Origin of the sequence: Curtobacterium sp. VKM Ac-1376 (assembly GCF_015351025.1) — a bacterium.
GTDB lineage: Bacteria > Actinomycetota > Actinomycetes > Actinomycetales > Microbacteriaceae > Curtobacterium.
The window spans coordinates 125,281-145,602 of record NZ_JADKRV010000002.1 but is presented as its reverse complement, the minus strand read 5'-3'; the positions used below and the strand labels follow the sequence as shown (position 1 = coordinate 145,602).

Sequence of the window (20,322 nt, the reverse complement as noted above, 5' to 3'; positions counted from 1 at the left end):
CTCCAGGGAAGAGGTACGCATGCAGCTGGTGGTGCGCGGGACGACTGGCCCGCTCGTCGGAGCACTTGACATCCCGGTCTCGAAGTACCACGCGCACCGCGCGCTGGTGCTCGCGTCGCTCGCGAGGGGTACGAGTGTCGTCTCCGGGATCAGCGCCACCCGGCAGGTGGAGTGGACGGTGGGGACGCTCCGCGCCCTCGGCGTCGACATCAAGCGCCGCGGCAACGCTTACCACGTCACCGGGCTCGGCGGCCGGTACGAGGCCACCGACGTGGTCGACCACGGCTCGCGCGGTGCGGACGGCCTGCTCAACATGGGGTCTTCCGGCACCACCCTGTACTTCATGACCGGCCTGGCCTCGCTGGCCGACCGACCGATGACGCTGTCGGGCATGAAGTACTTCCAGCGCCGACCGATCAAGGCGCTGCTCACCTCGCTCGAGCAGATGGGCATCGACCTCGAGGCGACGAACGACTGCCCGCCCGTGACCGTCCAGCCGAAGCGGCCCCGCGGCGGCGACGTCTCGATCGCCGGCACGCTCTCGCAGTGGGTGTCCGGGCTGCTCCTGGTGGCGCCGTTCGCCGAGCAGGAGACCCGGATCCACATCACAGGGGGGCGACTCAACGAGCAGCCGTACGTCGAACTCACCGTGCGGATGATGCGCCAGTTCGGGCTCCGGGTCGACGTCTCCGACGACTGGCTCGAGTACCGGATCCCGGCGGGCCAGCAGGCCACCCCGCACGACTACGTCATCCCGCCGGACATCGGCTCGGCCGCGTTCGGCATCGCCGCTGCGGGCATCCGCGAGTCGAACCTGCTGCTGCGCGGCATGACGGCGACGACCACCGCCGAGACGGACCACCCCGAGAGCGAGTTCCTCGACCTCGCGACGGCGATGGGGGTACCGATGCGGATCGACGAGGAGACCGGCTTCGTGCGGATCGAGCACGACGGGTCCCCGCTGCGCCCGCTCGACATCGACTGCCAGCCGATCCCGGACCTGCTGCCGATCCTGTCGACGATGGCGACCTTCGCCGAGGGCACGACGCGACTCTGGAACGTGGCGCACATCCGGCTGAAGGAGTCCGACCGCGTGGCGGCGATGCTCCAGCTGAACCGGATGGGCGGCCGCGCCGAGCAGGGCGCGGACGAACTGCGCGTCACCGGTGTCGGACCCGGGGGCCTGCACGGCGCACCCATGTCGTCGTTCAACGACCACCGCGTGCTCATGTCGCTCGCCGTCGCAGCGTCGCGGGCCGAGGGGACGTCGGGGCTCACCTACCCGCGCGCCTACCGGATCTCCTACCCCACCTTCCTCGAGGCGATGAACACCGTCGGCCTCGACATGTCCGTCGGCGACGGACTCGCTGCCCGGGCGGCGCACGACGACCGGATCGAGGAAGCCGAGGCCGCCGGTGTCCGGACGCACCTCGGCACGCCGGCGCAGACGCCCCCGACCACGGCGACGGACGGCAGGGACGAAGCGCTCGACGCCGTGCGGCCCTCCCCTGCCGCGCAGCCCGCCCCTGCCGCTCGGCCCACCCCCGCCCTGCCCGAACTCCCCGGCCTCGACGCCGACCCCCTGGTCCTCAGCGAGAAGGTCCGCGCGCTGTCGCAGGCCGACCCCGACGGCCTCGCCGTCATCGAGGTCGGAGGTGCCGCACCGGTGAACACGACGTGGAAGGAGCTGCAGGACGAGGCCGACCGCGTCTCCGCCCTGCTCCTCGAACTCGGCGTCCGCCGGGGCGAATCGGTGGCGATGCAGCTGCCGAACTGGCGCGAGTTCGTCTCGATCACCCTCGGAACGATCCAGATCGGTGCCGTCGCGACCCCGATCATGCCGGTCTTCGGCCCGCGCGAGACGACCATGACCCTCGCTCGGTCCCACGCCCGCGTGGTGTTCCTGCCGAACGTGTTCCGGAAGCGCCGGCCCGCGCTCGAGCTGCTCGACGTCATCGACGAGGCGAAGGCCCAGGACCGCCGGCTGTCGGTCGAGCACGTCATCGTCCTGCGCGCCGAGGCACGCGGCCAGGGGGACACCCCGACGAACCAGCCGCCGCTGCCCGCCGACGCCCTGCACCGCGTCGTCGCGAGCGCCTGGCACTGGCGCTACTTCGACAACGCCCTCGCGGCCGTGCACGTCGACCTCGACCAGATCGCCTCGCACGCCCCCGGCCCGGACGACGTCTGCCAGCTGCTCTTCACGTCGGGCACCACGGGGGAGCCGAAGGGCGTCCAACACCCGCATCGCACGCTCGGGCTCGCGACCGCGATGCACGTGGCGCAGTCCGGCCTGACGAGCGCGGACCGGATCTACATCCCGTCGCCGCTGGCCCACCAGACCGGGTTCCTGTACGGCATGCTGCTGGCGTTCCGGCTCGGAGCACCGCAGGTCCTCCAGCCGGTGTGGGACGGGCGGGTCGCGCTCGAGCAGGCGTTCGGCGTCGCGGGGGCATCCTTCGTGCAGTGCGCGACGCCGTTCCTGACCGACCTCGTCGACCTGGTCGAGGCCGGCGCACCGCAGCCCGAGTCGCTCCGGATCTTCGTGCCGACCGGTGCCGCGGTGCCCCGGGCCCTGGCCCAGCGGGCGAGCACGGTGCTCGGCAGCGCCATCCTCGGCGCCTTCGGCACGAGCGAGACCTGCCTCGGGGCCCTGTCCAGCCCGAGTGACGACCCTGCCGAGGCCTACGGACACGACGGCCGGGGGCTGCCGGGCATCCGGATCCGCATCGTCGACGACGAGGGCCACGAGCTGCCCGCCGACACCGAGGGCAACTTCGAGCTGCACTCGCCGACGATGTTCGACGGCTACCTCGACCGCCCCGACCTGACCGACGACGTCTTCACCGCGGACGGCTGGTACCGCACCGGCGACCTGGCGAAGGTCGACGAGAAGGGCTTCCTGTCGATCACCGGGCGCGTCAAGGACGTCATCAACCGCGGTGGCGAGAAGATCCCCGTGGTGGAGATCGAGAACCTGCTGTACCAGCACCCGCTCGTCACCGACATCGCGATCGTGGCGATGCCCGACGAGCGGCTCGGCGAGCGCGCCTGCGCCTGGGTCGTCAACGCGCGGACCGACGAGCCGCTCGACTTCGCGGGGATGCAGCAGTACCTCGACAACGCCGGCGTGAGCAAGTACTACTGGCCGGAACGACTCGAGTACACCGCCGAACTCCCGCGCAACGCGGTGGGCAAGGTCCAGAAGAACGTCCTGCGCGAGCAGGCAGCCGCGCTCGTCGCGACGAAGGAGAACCAGACACGATGACGATCACCGCCACCGACCAGTCGCTGGACGAGACCACGTTCCAGCAGCTCAAGGCCGAGGTCACCGAGTGGGTCCGCGGTCGGGGTGAGGAGTGGGCCGAGGAGATCGAGCGCACCGGTCAGGTCGCGCCCGAGCTGTTCCAGGAGCTCAAGGACAAGGGGTGGCTGAGTCTCGCCGCCCCGACGGAGCTCGGCGGCCGGGACATCCCGTTCTCGCGCTACCTCGAGATCATGGAGACCATCTCCCGCTCGCATGCCTCCATCCGCATGCTCGTGCACGTCATCAACGGCACCTGGCGCGCGATGGCCCCGTACGCGACGCCCGAGCAGATCGAGCAGGTCGTCAAGCCGAGCGTCGCCGGTGACAAGCTCGTCGCCTTCACGCTGACCGAGGCGACCGCGGGCACCGGCGCAGACATCCGCACCACCGTCCGCCGCGAGGGTGACACGTACGTGATGAACGGTGAGAAGCACCTCATCACGTTCGGCGTCAAGGCCGACTACTGGCTCATCGCCGCCCGCCTCGAGGGCACCACCGGCCAGGACGGCACCGTCGCGTTCCTGATGCCGAACAGCGGCCTGCCCGGTGCAGAGGTCATCGACGACTCGGACACCATGGGCATCCGCGGCACCGACCACGCGATCCTGCGCTTCACCGACGTGCCGGTCCCCGCCAGCGCGCTGCTCGGCGACGAGGGCCAGGGCCTCGAGGTCGCACTCGGCGGCTTCCTGCTGCCGAGCCGCGTGTCCGTCGCGATGAGCGCCGTCGGCCTCGCCGAGCGCGCGAACGAGCTCGCCGTCGAGTACGCGAACACGCGCGAGACGTTCGGCAAGCAGCTCTCCAGCCGGCAGGCGATCCAGTTCTACCTGGCCGAGAACTACGCCGACATCGCCGCGGCCCGCGCCCTGGTGCTCGAGGCCGCCCGCGCCTACGAAGAGGACCGCCCGGACGCCGGCACGCTCTCCAGTGCCTCGAAGATGGTCGCGGTCGACATGCTTGCGCGGGTCACCGACAAGGCCCTGCAGGTGCACGGTGGACAGGGCTACTGGAAGCGCAACGCCATCGAGCGCGTCTACCGCGACGCGCGCGCGCAGCGCTTCGAAGAGGGGACCAACGAGATCCAGAAGCTGATCGTCGGTCGCGCCGTCGTGACCGGCCGGGCCGGGTTCTAGACCGCAACCAACCACCGGACTGGAGGCCCGTGGCGGGCCCGCCCCGCGCCTCCAGTTCGTCTCCCACTCACCTGAAGGACCGCAGTGACCGACAGCACCAACGTACCCATCGCGCTGAGCGCGCCTATCGCACTGATCACGGGCGCGTCGCGCGGCATCGGCCGCCTGCTCGCGCAGAAGCTCGGCCAGCGCGGCGTCACCGTCGTGGTGACCTACAAGGGCAACGCCGACCTGGCCGAGGAATCGCTGGCCGACGTCAGGGCCGCCGGCGGCGACGGCATCACGGCGCAGGTCGACATCGAGCAGCCGGAGTCGATCGACGCCCTGTTCGACCTGGTCCGCGACACCTACGGGCGCCTCGACATGTTCGTCGCGAACGCCGCCGCGAGCGCCTTCAAGCCCGTGGCGGACCTCAAGCTGCACCACCTCGACCGCAGCTACGCGACGAACGCGCGCTCGTTCGTGCTCGGTGCGCAGCGGGCCGCCGCACTCATGGACCGCGGCGGCCGCATCGTCGTCGTGACGTCGTACGGGTCGCTCCGCGCGTTCCCGACCTACGCCGCGCTCGGGGCCGCGAAGGCGATGAGCGAGGCCTACATGAAGTACATGGCGGTCGAGTTCGGCCCACGGCAGATCACCGTCAACGCGGTGAACGGCGGGCTCATCGACACCGACTCGCTCGAGTACTTCTACACGAGGGTCCCCGGTCAGGCGCCCATGGACAGCGTGCTCGAGAAGCTCCCGCTGCAGCGCCCCGGGACCGCCGACGACATGGCCGACGCCGTCGACTTCCTGCTGTCCGACAAGGCCGGCTACATCACCGGCCAGGTGCTGTCGGTCGACGGCGGCCTGACCGTCATCGCGCCGCCGTACTGGTCGGACACCACGTCGCCCCTCCGCGACGCGGTGCTGCCCGCTGACGGTCCGGGCGTGGACGCCGCAGAATAGGCGTATGAGCAGCGTCGCTTCCGCCCCCGTCGTGCCGGACTCCCTCCTGACCGTCGCGTCACCCTGGACCCTCGGGCCCCTGCACCTGGCGAACCGGGTGGTGATGGGCTCGATGCACACCGGGCTCGAGGTGCGCGACGACGGCGGCGCCGGCATGGCAGCGTTCTACCGCGAACGTGCGGCCGGCGGGGCCGCGTGCATCATCACCGGCGGCATCGCCGTGAACGACGAGGCGCGGGGTGGTCCGGACTTCGCGGTCTTCGGCGCCGGGGGAGCGGACGAACGGTTCCGCGTCGCGGTCCGGGCCGTGCACGACGAGGGTGGGACGATCCTCGCGCAGCTGTTCCACGCGGGGCGGTACGCGCTCGCCGCAGGGTTGGCGGATCGACACGGCGACCCGCAGCGCGTCGTGGCCCCGTCAGCGCTGCCCTGGGCGGCTGCCCGCGGCGTGGTGCCCACCGAGCTGACGTCGGCCGAGGTCGAGCGGACCATCGACGACTTCGCCGCCGCCGCCCGCACCGCCCGCGAGGTCGGGTTCGACGGCGTCGAGATCATGGCGTCCGAGGGGTACCTGATCAACCAGTTCCAGTCGCCGCTCACCAACCTGCGCGACGACGAGTGGGGCGGCGACGCAGTCCGACGTCGGCGCTTCGCCATCGAGGTCGTCCGGGCCGTGCGCACCGCGGTGCCCGAGCTCGCCGTGACGATCCGGCTGTCCGGCGCGGACCTGATGCCCGGCTCGTCGACCGACGACGACGTCGACGCCCTCGTGCACGACCTGCTCCCGCTCGGACTCGACGGGATCTCGGTCGGCATCGGCTGGCACGAGTCCCGTACCCCGACCGTGCAGGCTGCTGTGCCGCACGGCGCCTGGCTCGCCTACGCCGCCCGGATCGCCGGCGTCGTCCGGGCATCGGCGTACCCGGACGTCCGGGTGATCGCCTCGAACCGGATGACGGACCTGCGCGACGGTGAAACGGTGCTGCAGGACGGGCTGATCGACGCCGTCGCCCTGGCCCGGCCGTTCCTCGCCGACCCGGCCATCGTCTCGCGCTCACTCGCCGGCGGGTTCGCCCTGGTGAACACGTGCATCGGCTGCAACCAGGCGTGCCTCGACCGTTCCATCGTCGGCGCCCCGGTGTCCTGCCTCGTCAACCCCCGGGCCGCCCGCGAAGTCGCGTTCCCCGCACGCCCGACGACCGACCCGAAGCGCGTCGACGTCGTCGGGGGCGGGCCGGCCGGACTCGCCGCCGCCGTGGACGCCGCTCGACGGGGCCACGACGTCACCCTCTGGGAGGCGTCCGACCGCCTGGGTGGCCAGTTCGGCCTCGCTGCACTCGTGCCGGGCAAGGAGGACTACGCCGCCACGGTGCGGTCCGCCCGTGCCGAGCTCGCGGAGCGGGGCGCGACGATCCGCCTCGGACGCCCGGCCACGGCTCGGGACCTCGTCGACAGCGACGCCGTCGTGCTCGCGGCCGGGGTGGTCCCGCGGAGCATCGACGTCCCCGGCAGCGACCTGCCGCACGTGCTGTCCTACGAACGGGCGCTGCGCGACGGCGTCCCCGAGGGCACCGTCGCGATCATCGGCGGTGGCGGCATCGGTGTCGACACCGCGGCGTTCCTGACCGAGTCGCCGGACGAGGTCGTGCGGGCCGGGGAGTTCGCGGCGCGGTGGGACCTCGACGTCTCCGAGGTGCTCGTCGGCGACGTCCCGCAGCGGCTCCCCACGGCGCCGCGCACCACCCGGCCGGGGTCGCAGGTGACGGTGCTGCGCCGAGCGGGCAAGTTCGGGCAGGGGATCGGGATCACCTCGCGCTGGGTCGCCATCGGCCGACTGCGTGACGCCGGCGTGCGGATGATCGGCGGCGTCCAGGAGTACCTGCGCGTCGAACCCGGGGTGCTCTGGATCCGTGACGAGCACGGGGACGAGGTCGGGGTGCCGGCGGACACCGTCGTGGTCTGCGCCGGGCAGGAGCGCGCGATCGACGCCGAGGGCGACACGCCTGACGGGCTCGTCACGGGCCTCCGGTCGGCCGGCGTGCCGTACGCCGTCGTCGGTGGTGCACGCGACGCGCGGAGCGTGGACGCGGTTCGGGCGACGTCCGAAGCCCTCGAAGCGGTCCGCCGACTCGCCCCGTAGCGAGTCGGCTCGCATCCCGGCCAGGAATCTGCAAGAATGAACGGTCGAATCGCCGCAGCTCGACCCTCTATCCAGCTGTGAGCGATCTCTCTCGAGCTTTCGCCGTGTGTGCCCCCACGCCCGCGGTTCCAGTTCAACCACAACGAAAGCAAACAGGAGCAATTGTGGCTGTCAAGATCCGTCTGAAGCGTCTCGGTAAGATCCGTGCGCCCTACTACCGCATCGTCGTCGCCGACTCGCGCACCAAGCGCGATGGTCGTGTCCTCGAGGAGATCGGTCAGTACCACCCGACCGAGGAGCCCTCGGTCATCAAGGTCCAGTCCGAGCGTGCGCTCTACTGGCTCGGCGTCGGCGCACAGCCGACCGAGCAGGTCGCGGCCCTCCTCAAGCTGACCGGCGACTGGGCCAAGTTCAAGGGCGAGAAGGACACCGAGTCCAAGGTCAAGCTCGCTGAGCCGAAGCAGCCCTTCCAGGTCGACTCCTCGAAGAAGGCCGTCCTCAAGCCCAAGTCGGAGAAGACGGCCCCCGCCGCCAAGGCTGACGAGGCCGAGACCGCCGACGAGACGACCGAGGCGTAGTCCTTGCTCGAATCCGCGCTGACGCACCTCGTCAAGGGGATCGTCGATCACCCTGACGACGTGCGCGTCGCCAGCTCCACCTCCCCACGCGGCGAGGTCCTCGAGGTGCGTGTGCACCCCGAGGACCTCGGCCGCGTGATCGGCCGCTCCGGGCGCACCGCGAAGGCGCTCCGTACCCTCGTCGCGGCTCTCGCCGACGGCAAGCGCGTGCGGGTCGACGTGGTGGACACCGATTCCTAGGGAGACGACCCAGCTCCGGGTGGGTCGAATCACCAAGGCGCACGGGCTCAAGGGCGGCATCAAGCTCGAGCTCTACACCGACGACCCGGATCGTCGGTTCACCCCGGGCGCCACCTTCACGCTCCAGGTCCCCGACGACTCACCGTGGTCGGGCAAGACCCTCGAGCTGGACGAACTCCGCTGGTACAACGGTCACCCCGTCGCGTTCTTCGCCGGGATCGACGACCGCACCGGGGCTGAGTCCTTGGCGCGCATCATCCTCTGGGTCGAGCAGGACGCCGACGCCGAAACGGGTGAGGACGACGCCTGGTACGACCACCAGCTCGTCGGGCTGAAGGTCCTGCGCGACGGCGTCGAGGTCGGCACCGTCGCCCGCGTGGACCACATGCCCGCGCAGGACCTGCTCGCGATCGACACGCCGTCCAGCGGTGAGGTCCTCGTGCCGTTCGTCTCGGCCATCGTGCCCGCGGTCGACATCGCCGCCGGCACCGTCACCGTGACGCCGCCGGCCGGTCTGTTCGAGGACCCGGAGGACACGTCGCGCCCGGAGACGATCACGCCGCCGACCGACGAGGCGTAGCCCCGTGCGCATCGACATCGTGACGATCTTCCCGGAGTTCTTCTCCGTACTGGACGTCTCCCTGCTGGGCAGGGCGCGCCAGGAGAAGATCCTCGACCTGCACGTGCACGACCTGCGTTCGTGGACCACGGACCGGCACCGGACCGTCGACGACACCCCGTACGGCGGCGGTGCCGGCATGGTGATGAAGCCGGAGCCGTGGGCCCAGGCGCTGTCATCGTTGCTCCGTGATGACGGGTCGTCGACCCTGGTGGTCCCGACGCCGGCCGGCACGCCGTTCAAGCAGTCCATCGCGCGCTCGCTCGCCGAGCACGACCACCTCGTCTTCGCCTGTGGTCGGTACGAGGGCATCGACGCCCGCGTCTTCGAGTGGGCGTCGACCCGCGCGACCGTGGTCGAGCTCTCGCTCGGTGACTACGTGCTCAACGGCGGCGAGGTCGCCGCGATGGCGATGATCGAGGCCGTCGGACGGCTCGTCCCCGGGGTCGTCGGCAATCCCGAGTCCCTGGTCGAGGAGTCCCACGAGGACGGCCTGCTCGAGTACCCCTCGTACACCAAGCCTGCGTCCTGGCGAGACTACTCCGTGCCCGAGGTGTTGCTCAGCGGGCACCACGGCCGGGTCGCCGCGTGGCGGCACGAGCAGCAGGTGGAGCGGACGCGTCGCGTCCGTCCGGACCTGCTGCTCGGCGCGGAGCCGCGCGGTCGCTGCTGAGGGCGGCGCCGACGGCGGCGCTGACGCTGACGCTGACGCTGACGCTGACGCTGACGCTGACGCGACAGCCTGCCGCGGAACGACCGCGGACAACTGTCGCTCTCGCGGACCTGACGGCGGTTCGATCCGCGATCTGTCGCTTCCGGGGCCGCGTTCGGTTCAGCCGGCGCGCTCGGCGCGGCGCAGGGTCAGGACCTCGGGGCCGGTCTCGGTGACCGCCACGGTGTGCTCGACGTGCGCGGCGCGCGAGCCGTCGACGCTCCGCAGCGTCCAACCGTCGTCGTCCTGGTAGAGCTCGTCGGTGGTCTGCATGAGCCACGGCTCGATCGCGACGACCAGGCCGGGGCGGAGCTTCAGCCCGCGACCAGGGCGTCCGTCGTTCGGCACGTGCGGATCGCCGTGCATCGTGCGGCCGACCCCGTGCCCGCCGAACTGCAGGTTGACGTCGTGACCCGCCTGGTGCGCGACGTGACCGATGGCGTGCGAGACGTCGCCGAGCTTGTTGCCGGGGGCCGCCTGCGCGATGCCGGCGGCCAGTGCGCGCTCGACCGTGGCGATCAGTGCCTGGTCCTCGTCGCGGGGCGTGCCCACCTGCACGCTGACCGCGGAGTCCGCGACCCAGCCGTCGACGCTCGCCGCGAAGTCGAGGCTCACCAGGTCGCCGTCCTGCAACGCGGCATCGTGGGGGAGGCCGTGCAGGGCGGCGTCGTTCACGGACGTGCAGAGGTTCTTGCCGAACGGCGACTTGCCGAAGGACGGGTGGTAGTCGACGTAGCAGCTCTCGGCGCCGCGTTCGGCGATCATCCGCGCGGCGACCCGATCCAGGTCGAGGAGGTTCACACCCACGTCGATGGCGTCGAGCAACTCGTCGAGGACGTCGGCCACGAACCGGCCGGCGACGCGCAGGCCGTCCAGCTCGGCGGGGGTACGCAGTTCGATCATGGGTCCATCCTCGCTGTTTTGTCCCACGCGCTCTCTGTGGCAGTATTGACCGATGTGCCCTGGCTGGACTCTGCCACGGGGGAGTCGCCGATTCCGGGCACGCACCACCAAATCTTCCAGACATCGATCCGCGGCGACCCGTGTGCGTCCGCAGAGAGTGAACCGAACATGAGCCAGCTCCTCGACAACGTCGACGCAGTATCGCTGCGTACCGACGTCCCGGACTTCCGCCCCGGCGACACCATCAAGGTGCACGTCAACATCGTCGAAGGCACGCGTTCGCGTATCCAGGTCTTCCAGGGTGTCGTCATCGGCCGTCAGGGTCACGGCATCGGCGAGACCTTCAAGGTCCGCAAGGTGAGCTTCCAGGTCGGCGTCGAGCGCTGGTTCCCGGTGCACTCGCCGATCATCGACCACATCGAGATCGTCACCAAGGGTGACGTCCGTCGTGCGAAGCTCTACTACCTGCGCGAACTCCGTGGCAAGGCGGCCCGCCGCAAGATCAAGGAGAAGCGCGACGCCTGATCGCCTTCACAGTGACCGTCCGCGAGCCGGACGACGCTGAGAGCCCCTCGTCCATGTACGGTTGTGCATCGGCGGGGGGCTCTTCCCATTGCGGGGAGTCGGTGGTTCGAACGAGAGCGGAAATGACGGATACGACAGAGGATTCCAGGCGCAGGCCACGTGCTGAGAAGCAGCGGAACGGCGTCCTCACATTCCTCCGCGACCTCGTCATCATCTTCATCGCCGCACTGCTCGTGTCGTTCCTGGTGAAGACCTTCCTGATCCGCTCGTTCTACATCCCGTCCGCGTCGATGGAGAACACGCTGCAGATCAACGACCGCGTGATCGTGAACGAACTCGTTCCGGACATGGTCTCGCTCAAGCGCGGGGACGTCGTGGTGTTCAAGGACCCGGGCGGCTGGCTCGCCGGGTCCGAGGTGCCGAGCGCCACGCCGGACACCCAGCCCGCCAAGGCGATCGACTGGGCCCTGACGCAGGTCGGCCTCGGTACCGGTGACAGCGACGACCACCTCATCAAGCGTGTCATCGGTCTTCCCGGTGACGAGGTCTCCTGCTGCAACGACCTCGGGCAGATGTCGGTGAACGGCGTGCCGATCAAGGAGCCGTACCTGAAGCTGCCCGCCGGCGCTCCGGCCTCCGCCACCGACTTCTCCGTCACCGTCCCCAAGGGCACGATCTGGGTGATGGGCGACAACCGCAACGACTCGAAGGACTCCCGCTACAACGGGGACACCCCGTCGAAGGGCTTCGTGCCGCTGTCCGACGTCACCGGGCGCGCGTTCGTCATCTCGTGGCCGGTGAGCCGCTGGACCTGGCTCGACGACCACCCCGAGGTGTTCGCGGGCGTGGAGGAGCGCAAGGAGTGACCGCCGTGCGCCCGTCGCTGCGGGTCGAGAAACGCCTGCTCGCCGAGGGCCGTGTGACGGTCATCGGCATGGACGAGGTCGGCCGCGGTGCGATCGCCGGACCCGTCGGGGTCGGTGTCGCCGCGGTGACGCTCGACATCGGACGGGTGCCGCAGGGGCTCGCCGACTCGAAGCTGCTGTCGGAGACCCGTCGGACCGACCTCGTGCCCGTCGTGCAACGGTGGGCACGGACGGCGGTGGGCATGGCACCGGCGGAGTTCGTCGACCGGCAGGGGATCGTCCCGGCACTGGGTGCGGCGGGTGCGCAGGCGCTCGGGTCCCTGGTCGCCGAGGGGCTGTCCCTCGACCGCGCCGTGGTCGTGCTCGACGGTTCGTTCGACTGGCTGAGCCGTGCGCTGCCGGCCTCGCTCCGCCCCGCGACGGAACCGCTCGAGGTCGTCGTGCGGGTGAAGGCCGACCGCGACTGCGCGTCGGTGGCTGCGGCGTCAGTCGTCGCGAAGGTGGCGCGCGATGCCGTGATGATCGCCGCGCACGACGAGGCACCGCACTACGGCTGGGTGTCCAACAAGGGCTACGGGTCGACGGCGCACTACGACGCGATCCGGACGATCGGGGCGCACGCGCTGCACCGGAAGTCCTGGCTGCACCAGGCCTCGAGCGTCTCCCTCGACGGGTTCGACGAACTCGACGCCCTCGTCGGCTGACGCAGTCGTCCGTGGGGCCGTTCGTCGCCGTAGACTGTGGGCGCAATGGATGAGGACGAATTCGACGACTACGACCGCGAGGTCGAGCTGGCCCTGTACCGCGAGTACCGAGATGTGGTGTCGCAGTTCCGCTACGTGGTCGAGACGGAGCGGCGTTTCTACCTGGCGAACGAGGTCGAGTTGGTGCGCCGCGACACGGAGCACGACTTCTACTTCGAACTGACCATGAACGACGTGTGGGTGTGGGACGTCTACCGTTCCGACCGCTTCGTGAAGGGTGTGCGCGTCCTCACGTTCAAGGACGTTAATGTCGAGGAACTCACGACGCGGGAACTCGAACTGCCGAAGGAACTGGCACTCGACGAGTGATCGTCAATTGTCGTCCTTTCGGGGAATCGCCGCTGATCTGGACTCTCCGGTGATTGTCCGCGCTATTCTGGGGTGGATTTCCCGCCCACGAACAGGAGCACCACATGGCGCAGAAGGTCACCGTCCAGCTCGTTGACGACCTCGATGATTCCCCCATCACCACCGGTGAAGGCCGCACCGTCGAATTCGCTTTCGACGGCTCGTCATACGAGATCGACCTGACGAACGACAACGTCGACAAGTTCCGCGAGGCGATCTCCGACTACATCGCCGCGGCACGCAAGGTCTCGGGTCGCCGGACGGGCGGCGGCGCCGCGCCGAAGTCCGCTCCGAAGCGCGGCAACTCCGAAGAGCTCGGCAAGATCCGCGAGTGGGCGAAGGAGAACGGCTACGAGGTCTCCTCGCGAGGCCGCATCTCGACGCAGGTGCAGGAAGCGTACGCAGCCGCCCACTGAGCGACCGTGCAGAAGGACCCGGGTGATCACGATCATCCGGGTCCTTCTTCTTTCCTCCACAGGGCGGTTTCCTCCGACTGATTCCACAGTTCTTCCGCCCACCTCCCGAGGCGTTCCGTCGCACGCGATCGTTGCCGTGGAGGCAACCACATGGAACAGAGCGTGCAACGTCCACCGGGACGAACACTCCGGAACGGCCGACTCGGGCGATTCGGGGAAGAACAGGCAGCGACGTGGCTCGAGGCGCGGGGTTTCCGCGTGCTCGATCGGAACTGGCGATGTGCCAGAGGTGAGATCGACATCGTCGCGTGGGATTCCTGCACCCTCGCGTTCATCGAGGTGAAGACGCGCTCGGGAGCAGCAACCGGGCATCCGTTCGAGGCGATCACGGCCACGAAGCTCGCCCGTCTACGGCGCCTGGTCCCCGAGTGGTTCGAGGCCCACCCGGAGGTCTCCGCGCGGTCCGTGCGCATCGACGCCGTCGCGGTCCACGTCGACGGACCGCGAACCGTCGTCGAGCACCTGGCGGGTGTCCTGTGACGGACATCGGACGTGCAGCGGCGGTCGCCCTGCTCGGCGTCACCGGTCGGCGCATCGAGGTCGAAGCCCACCTCACGAGTCAGCTGCCGGCGTTCAGCATCATCGGTCTGCCGGACACGTCGCTCGCCGAAGCGCGCGAGCGGGTGCGTGCGGCCGCGGCGAATGCCGGCTGCCCGCTGCCGGCACGTCGGATCACGGTCAACCTCACTCCGGCTGCTATCCCGAAGCGGGGATCCGGCTTCGACCTCGCCATCGCGATGGCGGTGCTCGCGGGGGCCGGTCTGGCCCCGGACGTCTCCGAGCGGATCGTGTACATCGGAGAGCTCGGACTCGACGGCCGGGTGCGCCCGGTGCCCGGGGTGATCCCGATGGTGCTCGCCGCACGCGACGCCGGAGTCGACCGGGTCGTGCTGCCCGTCGGCAACCTGACCGAGGCACGCGTGGTCGCCGGAGTCCGGATCCGCGGCGTCGACTCGCTCCGGGCGGCGGTGATCGACGCCGGCGCGCTCCTGCCGCCGGTCGAGGTCGACCCGGTGCTGCAGGTCCCGGTGCCCGCGGCCCCGCGGCCCGTGGCGGAACTGTCGGACGTGGTCGGGAACCCGATCGGCGTCCGAGCCCTGATCGCTGCGGCCGCAGGCGGGCACCACGCGCTCCTGCTCGGTCCACCCGGAGCGGGTAAGACCATGCTCGCCGAGCGTCTGCCCGGCCTGCTGCCGGACCTCGACGACGAGGCCGCGCTCGAGGTCGCCGCCGTCCGGTCGGTCGCCGGACTGGGACCGGCATCGTGGAGCACCAAGCCGCCGTGGGAGGCGCCGCACCACTCCGCCTCCGCTGTCTCCCTCATCGGCGGCGGGTCGGGGATGTTGCGTCCGGGCGCGGTGTCGCGGGCCACCGGCGGCGTCCTGTTCCTCGACGAGGCACCCGAGTTCCCCAGGGCGGTGCTCGACGCGTTGCGGCAGCCGCTGGAGTCTGGGCGGATCACGATCCACCGCGCGGCCGGTGCCGCCGACTTCCCCGCTCGGTGCCAGGTCGTGCTCGCCGCCAACCCCTGTCCGTGCGGCAACGCGGGCGGGGCCCACGGACAGCCCTGCGAGTGCTCGCCGAGCACTGTCCGCCGGTACCTCGGGCGGATGTCCGGGCCGCTCCTCGACCGTATGGACATCCGGGTGCTCGTGCCCCGCGTCACCACGGGGCGGATGCGCGGCGCCGACGGCAGCACCCCGACCACGACCGAGGCACGCGCGGAGGTGGCGGCGGCGCGGGGCCGCATGACGGAGCGGCTGCGGGGCACCGGCTGGTCGCGGAACGCCGAGGTCAACGGCACGTGGCTGCGGGCCGACGGACGGGCCGAGTCCGGATCGACGAAGGAACTCGACCGGGCGCTCGACCTCGGCACGCTGACCATGCGCGGATGGGACCGGGTGATGCGCCTGGCGTGGACACTCGCCGACCTCGACGCGGCCGACCGCCCGACGGCTGGACACGTCCGCGCCGCGCTCGCCCTGCGGAGTGCGCTGTGAAGCCGGCGGGGACCGACCTGCTCGACGCGGTGGCCCGCGCGCTCGGCGCGGGCGGAGCTTCGGTGGACCTCGTGCAGGCGGCGTCGCGGGTGGCGTGGTCCGTCATCGTGGAGCCGGGAGACTCCGTCGCGGGGGACCTCCTCGCCGGACTGGGACCGGAGCGGGCGCTCGGCGCTGTCCTGCTGGCGGTCGACCAGGAGTTCGATGCGCTGCTCGGCGGGTGCGTCGAGGCCGAGGTACCCGGAGCAGAGGACCCCGCGGAGCTGCTGGGCGTGCTGCGGACCGCGGTGGAGCGTTGGCGGCCGCGGCTCGCCAATCTGGACGTCGGCGAGGCCCTCGCCGCTGCTGCCGCCGTCGGGGCGCGCCTGCTCGTCCCCGAGTCCGACGGGTGGCCGTCGGCCGTCGACGACCTCGGCCCCCACGCTCCGGTCGTCCTCTGGACCCGCAGCGCCGCGCCGCTCCCCGGGAGCGACCGCGTGGCGCTCGGGGTGGTCGGCTCCCGAGCGAACACCGTCGCCGGTGCCGAGGCAGCGGCTGAGATCACCTCGACGGCAGCGGACGCCGGCTGCGCGATCGTCAGCGGCGGTGCCTACGGCATCGATGCCGTCGCACACCGGGTGGCGATCGCCGCCGGGACCCCGACGATCGCCGTCCTGGCAGGCGGGATCGACCAGCTCTACCCGGCCGGCAACGTGCAGCTGCTCCACAACGTGGCGAGGCAGGGCGCGCTCGTGGCCGAGTCGGCACCGGGGACGCGGCCGACGCGGTGGCGCTTCCTGGCGCGGAACCGGCTCATCGCTGCTCTGGCCGACGCCACGGTCGTGGTCGAGGCCGGTGCCCGCTCGGGAGCACTCAACACCGCTCACCACGCGGCGCAGCTCGGCCGGCCGGTGTTCGCGGTGCCCGGGGCGTTCGCGTCCTCGGCGTCGGTGGGGTGTCACCGGCTCATCGCCCAGGGGCGGGCTCAGATCGTCGTGCACCCGCGTGATCCCGTCGCGGGGAGCCGGGCTGCTGCGGTGGGGGACATCGGGGGAGCGGTGCCGGACGAACCGCTCCTGTCCGCGCGCCAGGACCCCGAGGTGCTCAGGGTGCTCGATGCCCTCGGCCGTCGGGCGTTGCCGCAGGAGGAGATCGCCCGGCGCTCCGGGATGTCGGCGGCCGAGGTCGCCGATGCGCTCGCTCTTGCACAGCTGCAGGGGCTCGTCGTCCCGAGCGGCGGCGGGTGGGGCCGAGCATGACGGTGCACGGCCGTACCCTGACGACGTGGCGGAACAGTCGGAGCAGGCCGAGCAGGAGCGAGCGGGTGACCGGCTCGTGGCGGCGGTGGATGCGTTCCTCGCTCACGCCCGGCACGCCCGCGGGCTCAGCGAGCAGACGCTCCGCGCCTACGCGAACGACCTCGAGCAGTTCGTGGCGTTCGCGTCCGCACGCGGCACCGACCATGCCTCCGACGTCGGACTCGAACTCCTGCGCGACTGGCTGTGGGAGGCCGATCAGCGGCGGCTCGCCAGGTCGACGATCGCGCGACGGTCGTCGTCGGTGCGGGCCTTCACCCGGTGGGCGAGCGAGACCGGGGTGACCGCGACCGACGCCGGAGTCCGGCTGCGCGCGCCGAAGGGCGCTTCCCACCTGCCGCGCATCGTGTCCACGGACCAGGTACGCACGATGCTCGACGGCCTCGGAGCGCGGGCGGCGACGGACGATCCGACGGCGCTCCGGGACCTGGCGCTGGTGGAGCTCCTGTACGCCGCGGCCATCCGGGTCAGCGAACTCGTCGGGCTCGACGTCACGGATCTCGATCGCGGGCGACTCACCGTTCGGGTACTCGGCAAGGGCAGCAAGGAGCGGGTGGTGCCGTTCGGGGTGCCGGCCCGGGATGCCCTCGAGGCCTGGCTGGAGCGCGGACGACCGGCGCTCGCCGCCAGGGCTGAGAGGCCGGCCGGGACAGCGCTGTTCCTCGGCGACCGCGGTGCCCGGCTCGGGGTCCGCAGCGCCTACCGTGTCGTCGCGCGGTTGCTCGGTGACCTGCCCGGGGAAGGGCCGAGCGGCCCGCACACCTTCCGCCACACGGCTGCGACGCACCTGCTCGACGGGGGAGCGGACCTGCGCGCGGTGCAGGAACTCCTCGGCCACGCGAGCCTCGGCACGACGCAGATCTACACGCACGTCTCCTCAGCGCGACTGCGCGAGGTCTACCGCACCGCCCACCCTCGCGCCTGAAGCCCGTCAACCAGGCCACGACGACTCGGGCAGCAGCACGGGCCACTCCGCGGGCGGCAGGTACGGCATCGGGTCGACGTAGCGGCCGTCGACCCGGGCACCGAGGTGCAGGCACGGTGCCGCGGCCGGGCAGTGCCCGACCGAGACCGTCCCGACCGGGTCGCCCTGCTCGACCTCGTCACCGGCGGTGACCAGCGGTGTCACCGAGTCGAGCGTGCTGACCAGCCCGCCGCCGTGGTCGATCGTCACGACGGTCCGGCCCCCCACCGCCCCCGCGAACGCCACGGTGCCGTCGTCCACCGCCGAAGCGACCCGTCCGAGTGCGGCGGGGACGTCGAGCCCCCGATGCCCGGCGGCGTAGTCGGAGGACGGCGCTTCCCACGCACGCTCGACCACCCGAGACCCCGTCGGCCAGCCCCAGGGGGCCGCAGCAGACCCGGGACGCGGCGACGGAGCCGCCGCCCGCTCCGTCGCCGTCGCCGTCGCGACCCGTGGTGCCAGGGCACCAGGATCGCCACCAGCTCCGGGGCTCGTGGTCGCACCCGTACCCGCTCCGAGCGCTCCGAGCGATCCGAGTACCGCGAGTGCCGCGAGCACCGCGAGTACCTCGAGCAACATCGTCGCGTGCCGACCAGGGGAGGTGGGGTGCCTGCGAGGGGAGATGGGCCGCATGACCCCAGCCTGGTAGGGGGAAGCCGACCCGTGGCGGGCGCGGGGCGATCCGTGGAGGGGGAGCCGTGCCTCCCGGCCTGGGGAGGAATCGAGCCGCGACGAGCGCGACTAAACCCAAGCTGTCGTACGACGTCGACCCTGTCGTTCCGCGTCCGCACCGGCCTCCGCGACCCGATCCCACCCCCGGTTGTGACCGGATCCCCACCGAGGAGTACAGTCGGGGCCGCTCCGGACCACGCAACGCCGCTCGGACGGCGAACCAGCCGACCGCCGGGGCACCGTGCTGCACGACCGCACGGCGGCAGAACTCAGGGAGCATCGTGTCGTCCACGACCACCGGGCACGGCGAAGACCGTGCGTTCAAGGGGAAGGTCACCCTGTTCGCCATCGCGGCGGCGGTCGGTGGCTTCCTGTTCGGCTTCGACTCGTCGGTCATCAACGGCGCGGTCGAGGCCATCAAGGGCGAGTTCGACCTCTCCGACGGGGCGAGCGGTTTCGCGGTCGCGTCGGCGTTGATCGGGTGTGCGTTCGGCGCCTACTTCGCGGGTCGTCTCGCCGACCGCTGGGGTCGCACCCGCGTGATGTTCTGGGCCGCCGTGCTGTTCTTCGTGTCGTCGGTCGGGTCCGGCTTCGCCTTCGCCACATGGGACTTCGTCCTGTGGCGCCTGATCGGCGGTCTCGGCATCGGCACCGCGTCGGTCATTGCCCCCGCGTACATCTCCGAGGTCTCCCCGAAGGCGATCCGTGGGCGTCTGGCCTCGTTCCAGCAGCTCGCGATCACCCTCGGCATCTTCGCCGCCCTGCTCTCCGACCAGTTCTTCGCGGTCACCGCTGGCAGTGCGTCGGCCGAGGTGTTCGGCCTGCCGGCGTGGCGCTGGATGTTCCTGGTCGGCGTCATCCCGTCGGTGGTCTACGGCATCCTCGCGATCACGCTGCCCGAGTCGCCGCGCTACCTGCTCACCAAGGGCAGGACCGACGACGCGCGCGAGGTCATGACGAAGATCGTCCCGCGTGACACCGTCAACACGAGTATCGAGGAGATCCAGGACGGCATCGCGAAGGAGGCCAACGAGAAGAAGGGCTCCATCCGGGGCAACCGCTTCGGGCTCCAGCCCATCGTCTGGGTCGGCATCATCCTCGCCGTGCTGCAGCAGTTCGTCGGGATCAACGTGATCTTCTACTACTCCACGACGCTCTGGCAGGCCGTCGGGTTCAAGGAGGAGGACTCGTTCCTGATCTCCACCATCACCTCGGTGGTGAACGTCGCCGTCACCTTCATCGCGATCTTCATGGTGGACAAGGTCGGCCGCAAGCCGCTGCTCGTCGCCGGTTCCGCCGGCATGTTCGTCTCGCTCACGATGGTCGCGATCGCGTTCTCGCAGTCGGTGATCGTCGACGGCAGCCCGAGCCTGCCCGGCTCGTGGGGCGTCATCGCGCTGATCTTCGCGAACCTGTTCGTGGTCTCCTTCGGTGCCACCTGGGGCCCGCTCATGTGGGTCCTGCTCGGCGAGATGTTCCCGAACCGCATCCGCGCGACGGCGCTCGGCATCGGCTCCGCTGCCAACTGGATCGCGAACTTCATCGTCACGATCTCGTTCCCGGTGCTGTCCGGCTTCAACCTCACCGTCACCTACGGCATCTACGCGCTGTTCGCGCTGCTGTCGCTGTTCTTCGTCATCGCCAAGATCCCGGAGACGAAGGGCCGTTCGCTCGAGGAGATGGGCATCTCCGCCGAGGGCGACACGGTGAGCGCCAAGGCCTGATCCACCCGGATCGTCAGCTGGGAGGCCCGGATCGCGTCAGCCGCGAGGCGTACGTGATCCGGGCCGCGACGTCTGTTAGCATCTATCCAGCAGTGCGCTGATGCGCGC

General features: G+C 70.9%; 20 protein-coding genes. 18 read left to right on the top strand and 2 right to left on the bottom strand.

The window, feature by feature from the left end; all coding sequences use genetic code 11:
- The first annotated feature begins 19 nt into the window (after positions 1–19).
- From aroA to trmD, 8 genes are all read left to right on the top strand, one after another.
- Positions 20–3,268: a 3-phosphoshikimate 1-carboxyvinyltransferase gene (gene aroA, locus ITJ56_RS03555; protein ID WP_194627724.1), complete on the top strand. Its 3,249-nt coding sequence runs from the start codon at positions 20–22 to the stop codon at positions 3,266–3,268.
- The gene (locus ITJ56_RS03550; protein ID WP_194627722.1) at positions 3,265–4,440 is read left to right on the top strand and encodes an acyl-CoA dehydrogenase family protein; all 1,176 of its coding nucleotides are present in this window, start codon (positions 3,265–3,267) and stop codon (positions 4,438–4,440) included. The genes aroA and ITJ56_RS03550 overlap by 4 nt, the downstream gene beginning before the upstream one ends.
- Positions 4,441–4,524: 84 nt before the next feature.
- Complete coding sequence (locus ITJ56_RS03545) at positions 4,525–5,388, top strand: SDR family oxidoreductase (protein WP_194627720.1); 864 nt, start codon at positions 4,525–4,527, stop codon at positions 5,386–5,388.
- 4 nt (positions 5,389–5,392) lie between these two features.
- On the top strand, positions 5,393–7,528 hold the full coding sequence (locus ITJ56_RS03540; protein WP_194627718.1) for an FAD-dependent oxidoreductase: 2,136 nt from the start codon (positions 5,393–5,395) through the stop codon (positions 7,526–7,528).
- A 164-nt stretch (positions 7,529–7,692) separates the two neighbouring features.
- Complete coding sequence (rpsP, locus tag ITJ56_RS03535; RefSeq protein ID WP_194627716.1) at positions 7,693–8,106, top strand: 30S ribosomal protein S16; 414 nt, start codon at positions 7,693–7,695, stop codon at positions 8,104–8,106.
- A gap of 3 nt (positions 8,107–8,109) precedes the next feature.
- Positions 8,110–8,346 (top strand): RNA-binding protein, encoded by a 237-nt coding sequence (locus ITJ56_RS03530; RefSeq protein ID WP_194627714.1) that lies wholly within the window; start codon positions 8,110–8,112, stop codon positions 8,344–8,346.
- Between the two features lie 19 nt (positions 8,347–8,365).
- The gene (rimM, locus tag ITJ56_RS03525) at positions 8,366–8,926 is read left to right on the top strand and encodes a ribosome maturation factor RimM (RefSeq protein WP_194627712.1); all 561 of its coding nucleotides are present in this window, start codon (positions 8,366–8,368) and stop codon (positions 8,924–8,926) included.
- Positions 8,927–8,930: 4 nt separating this feature from the next.
- Positions 8,931–9,638 (top strand): tRNA (guanosine(37)-N1)-methyltransferase TrmD, encoded by a 708-nt coding sequence (gene trmD, locus ITJ56_RS03520; protein ID WP_194627710.1) that lies wholly within the window; start codon positions 8,931–8,933, stop codon positions 9,636–9,638.
- Between the two features lie 159 nt (positions 9,639–9,797).
- Here the strand turns inward: trmD and map are convergent, their stop codons facing one another.
- On the bottom strand, positions 9,798–10,580 hold the full coding sequence (gene map / locus ITJ56_RS03515; RefSeq protein ID WP_194627708.1) for a type I methionyl aminopeptidase: 783 nt from the start codon (positions 10,578–10,580) through the stop codon (positions 9,798–9,800).
- Between the two features lie 168 nt (positions 10,581–10,748).
- Between map and rplS the strand changes: the two genes are divergently transcribed.
- From rplS to ITJ56_RS03470, 9 genes are all read left to right on the top strand, one after another.
- A complete protein-coding gene (gene rplS / locus ITJ56_RS03510; RefSeq protein WP_194627706.1) occupies positions 10,749–11,105 on the top strand; it encodes a 50S ribosomal protein L19 in 357 nt (118 codons plus the stop codon).
- Between the two features lie 122 nt (positions 11,106–11,227).
- The gene (gene lepB / locus ITJ56_RS03505; protein ID WP_194627704.1) at positions 11,228–11,971 is read left to right on the top strand and encodes a signal peptidase I; all 744 of its coding nucleotides are present in this window, start codon (positions 11,228–11,230) and stop codon (positions 11,969–11,971) included.
- Positions 11,968–12,675: a ribonuclease HII gene (locus ITJ56_RS03500; RefSeq protein WP_194627702.1), complete on the top strand. Its 708-nt coding sequence runs from the start codon at positions 11,968–11,970 to the stop codon at positions 12,673–12,675. Before lepB ends, ITJ56_RS03500 begins: the two co-directional genes overlap by 4 nt.
- A gap of 45 nt (positions 12,676–12,720) precedes the next feature.
- Positions 12,721–13,044: a DUF2469 family protein gene (locus ITJ56_RS03495; protein ID WP_017888251.1), complete on the top strand. Its 324-nt coding sequence runs from the start codon at positions 12,721–12,723 to the stop codon at positions 13,042–13,044.
- Between the two features lie 104 nt (positions 13,045–13,148).
- Positions 13,149–13,499 (top strand): histone-like nucleoid-structuring protein Lsr2, encoded by a 351-nt coding sequence (locus tag ITJ56_RS03490; RefSeq protein WP_194627700.1) that lies wholly within the window; start codon positions 13,149–13,151, stop codon positions 13,497–13,499.
- Between the two features lie 150 nt (positions 13,500–13,649).
- Complete coding sequence (locus ITJ56_RS03485; RefSeq protein WP_194627698.1) at positions 13,650–14,039, top strand: YraN family protein; 390 nt, start codon at positions 13,650–13,652, stop codon at positions 14,037–14,039.
- Positions 14,036–15,559: a YifB family Mg chelatase-like AAA ATPase gene (locus tag ITJ56_RS03480; RefSeq protein WP_194627697.1), complete on the top strand. Its 1,524-nt coding sequence runs from the start codon at positions 14,036–14,038 to the stop codon at positions 15,557–15,559. The genes ITJ56_RS03485 and ITJ56_RS03480 overlap by 4 nt, the downstream gene beginning before the upstream one ends.
- The gene (dprA, locus tag ITJ56_RS03475) at positions 15,556–16,797 is read left to right on the top strand and encodes a DNA-processing protein DprA (RefSeq protein WP_194627695.1); all 1,242 of its coding nucleotides are present in this window, start codon (positions 15,556–15,558) and stop codon (positions 16,795–16,797) included. Before ITJ56_RS03480 ends, dprA begins: the two co-directional genes overlap by 4 nt.
- Positions 16,798–16,822: 25 nt before the next feature.
- A complete protein-coding gene (locus ITJ56_RS03470) occupies positions 16,823–17,779 on the top strand; it encodes a tyrosine recombinase XerC (protein WP_323749711.1) in 957 nt (318 codons plus the stop codon).
- Positions 17,780–17,785: 6 nt separating this feature from the next.
- Here ITJ56_RS03470 and ITJ56_RS03465 read toward each other — a convergent pair whose 3' ends face one another.
- The gene (locus ITJ56_RS03465) at positions 17,786–18,397 is read right to left on the bottom strand and encodes a murein hydrolase activator EnvC family protein (RefSeq protein WP_194627693.1); all 612 of its coding nucleotides are present in this window, start codon (positions 18,395–18,397) and stop codon (positions 17,786–17,788) included.
- 374 nt (positions 18,398–18,771) lie between these two features.
- Here ITJ56_RS03465 and ITJ56_RS03460 point away from each other — a divergent pair, with 374 nt between their 5' ends.
- Complete coding sequence (locus ITJ56_RS03460; RefSeq protein ID WP_323749710.1) at positions 18,772–20,214, top strand: sugar porter family MFS transporter; 1,443 nt, start codon at positions 18,772–18,774, stop codon at positions 20,212–20,214.
- Positions 20,215–20,322: the final 108 nt, after the last annotated feature.

Coding starts and splice junctions, on each gene's coding strand:
- ITJ56_RS03465 (WP_194627693.1), bottom strand. CDS start 18,397: ATGTTGCTCGAGGTACTCGCGGTGCTCGCGGCACTCGCGGTACTCGGA.
- lepB (WP_194627704.1), top strand. CDS start 11,228: ATGACGGATACGACAGAGGATTCCAGGCGCAGGCCACGTGCTGAGAAG.
- aroA (WP_194627724.1), top strand. CDS start 20: ATGCAGCTGGTGGTGCGCGGGACGACTGGCCCGCTCGTCGGAGCACTT.
- ITJ56_RS03485 (WP_194627698.1), top strand. CDS start 13,650: ATGGAACAGAGCGTGCAACGTCCACCGGGACGAACACTCCGGAACGGC.
- ITJ56_RS03495 (WP_017888251.1), top strand. CDS start 12,721: ATGGATGAGGACGAATTCGACGACTACGACCGCGAGGTCGAGCTGGCC.
- ITJ56_RS03550 (WP_194627722.1), top strand. CDS start 3,265: ATGACGATCACCGCCACCGACCAGTCGCTGGACGAGACCACGTTCCAG.
- rplS (WP_194627706.1), top strand. CDS start 10,749: ATGAGCCAGCTCCTCGACAACGTCGACGCAGTATCGCTGCGTACCGAC.
- ITJ56_RS03490 (WP_194627700.1), top strand. CDS start 13,149: ATGGCGCAGAAGGTCACCGTCCAGCTCGTTGACGACCTCGATGATTCC.
- map (WP_194627708.1), bottom strand. CDS start 10,580: ATGATCGAACTGCGTACCCCCGCCGAGCTGGACGGCCTGCGCGTCGCC.
- ITJ56_RS03540 (WP_194627718.1), top strand. CDS start 5,393: ATGAGCAGCGTCGCTTCCGCCCCCGTCGTGCCGGACTCCCTCCTGACC.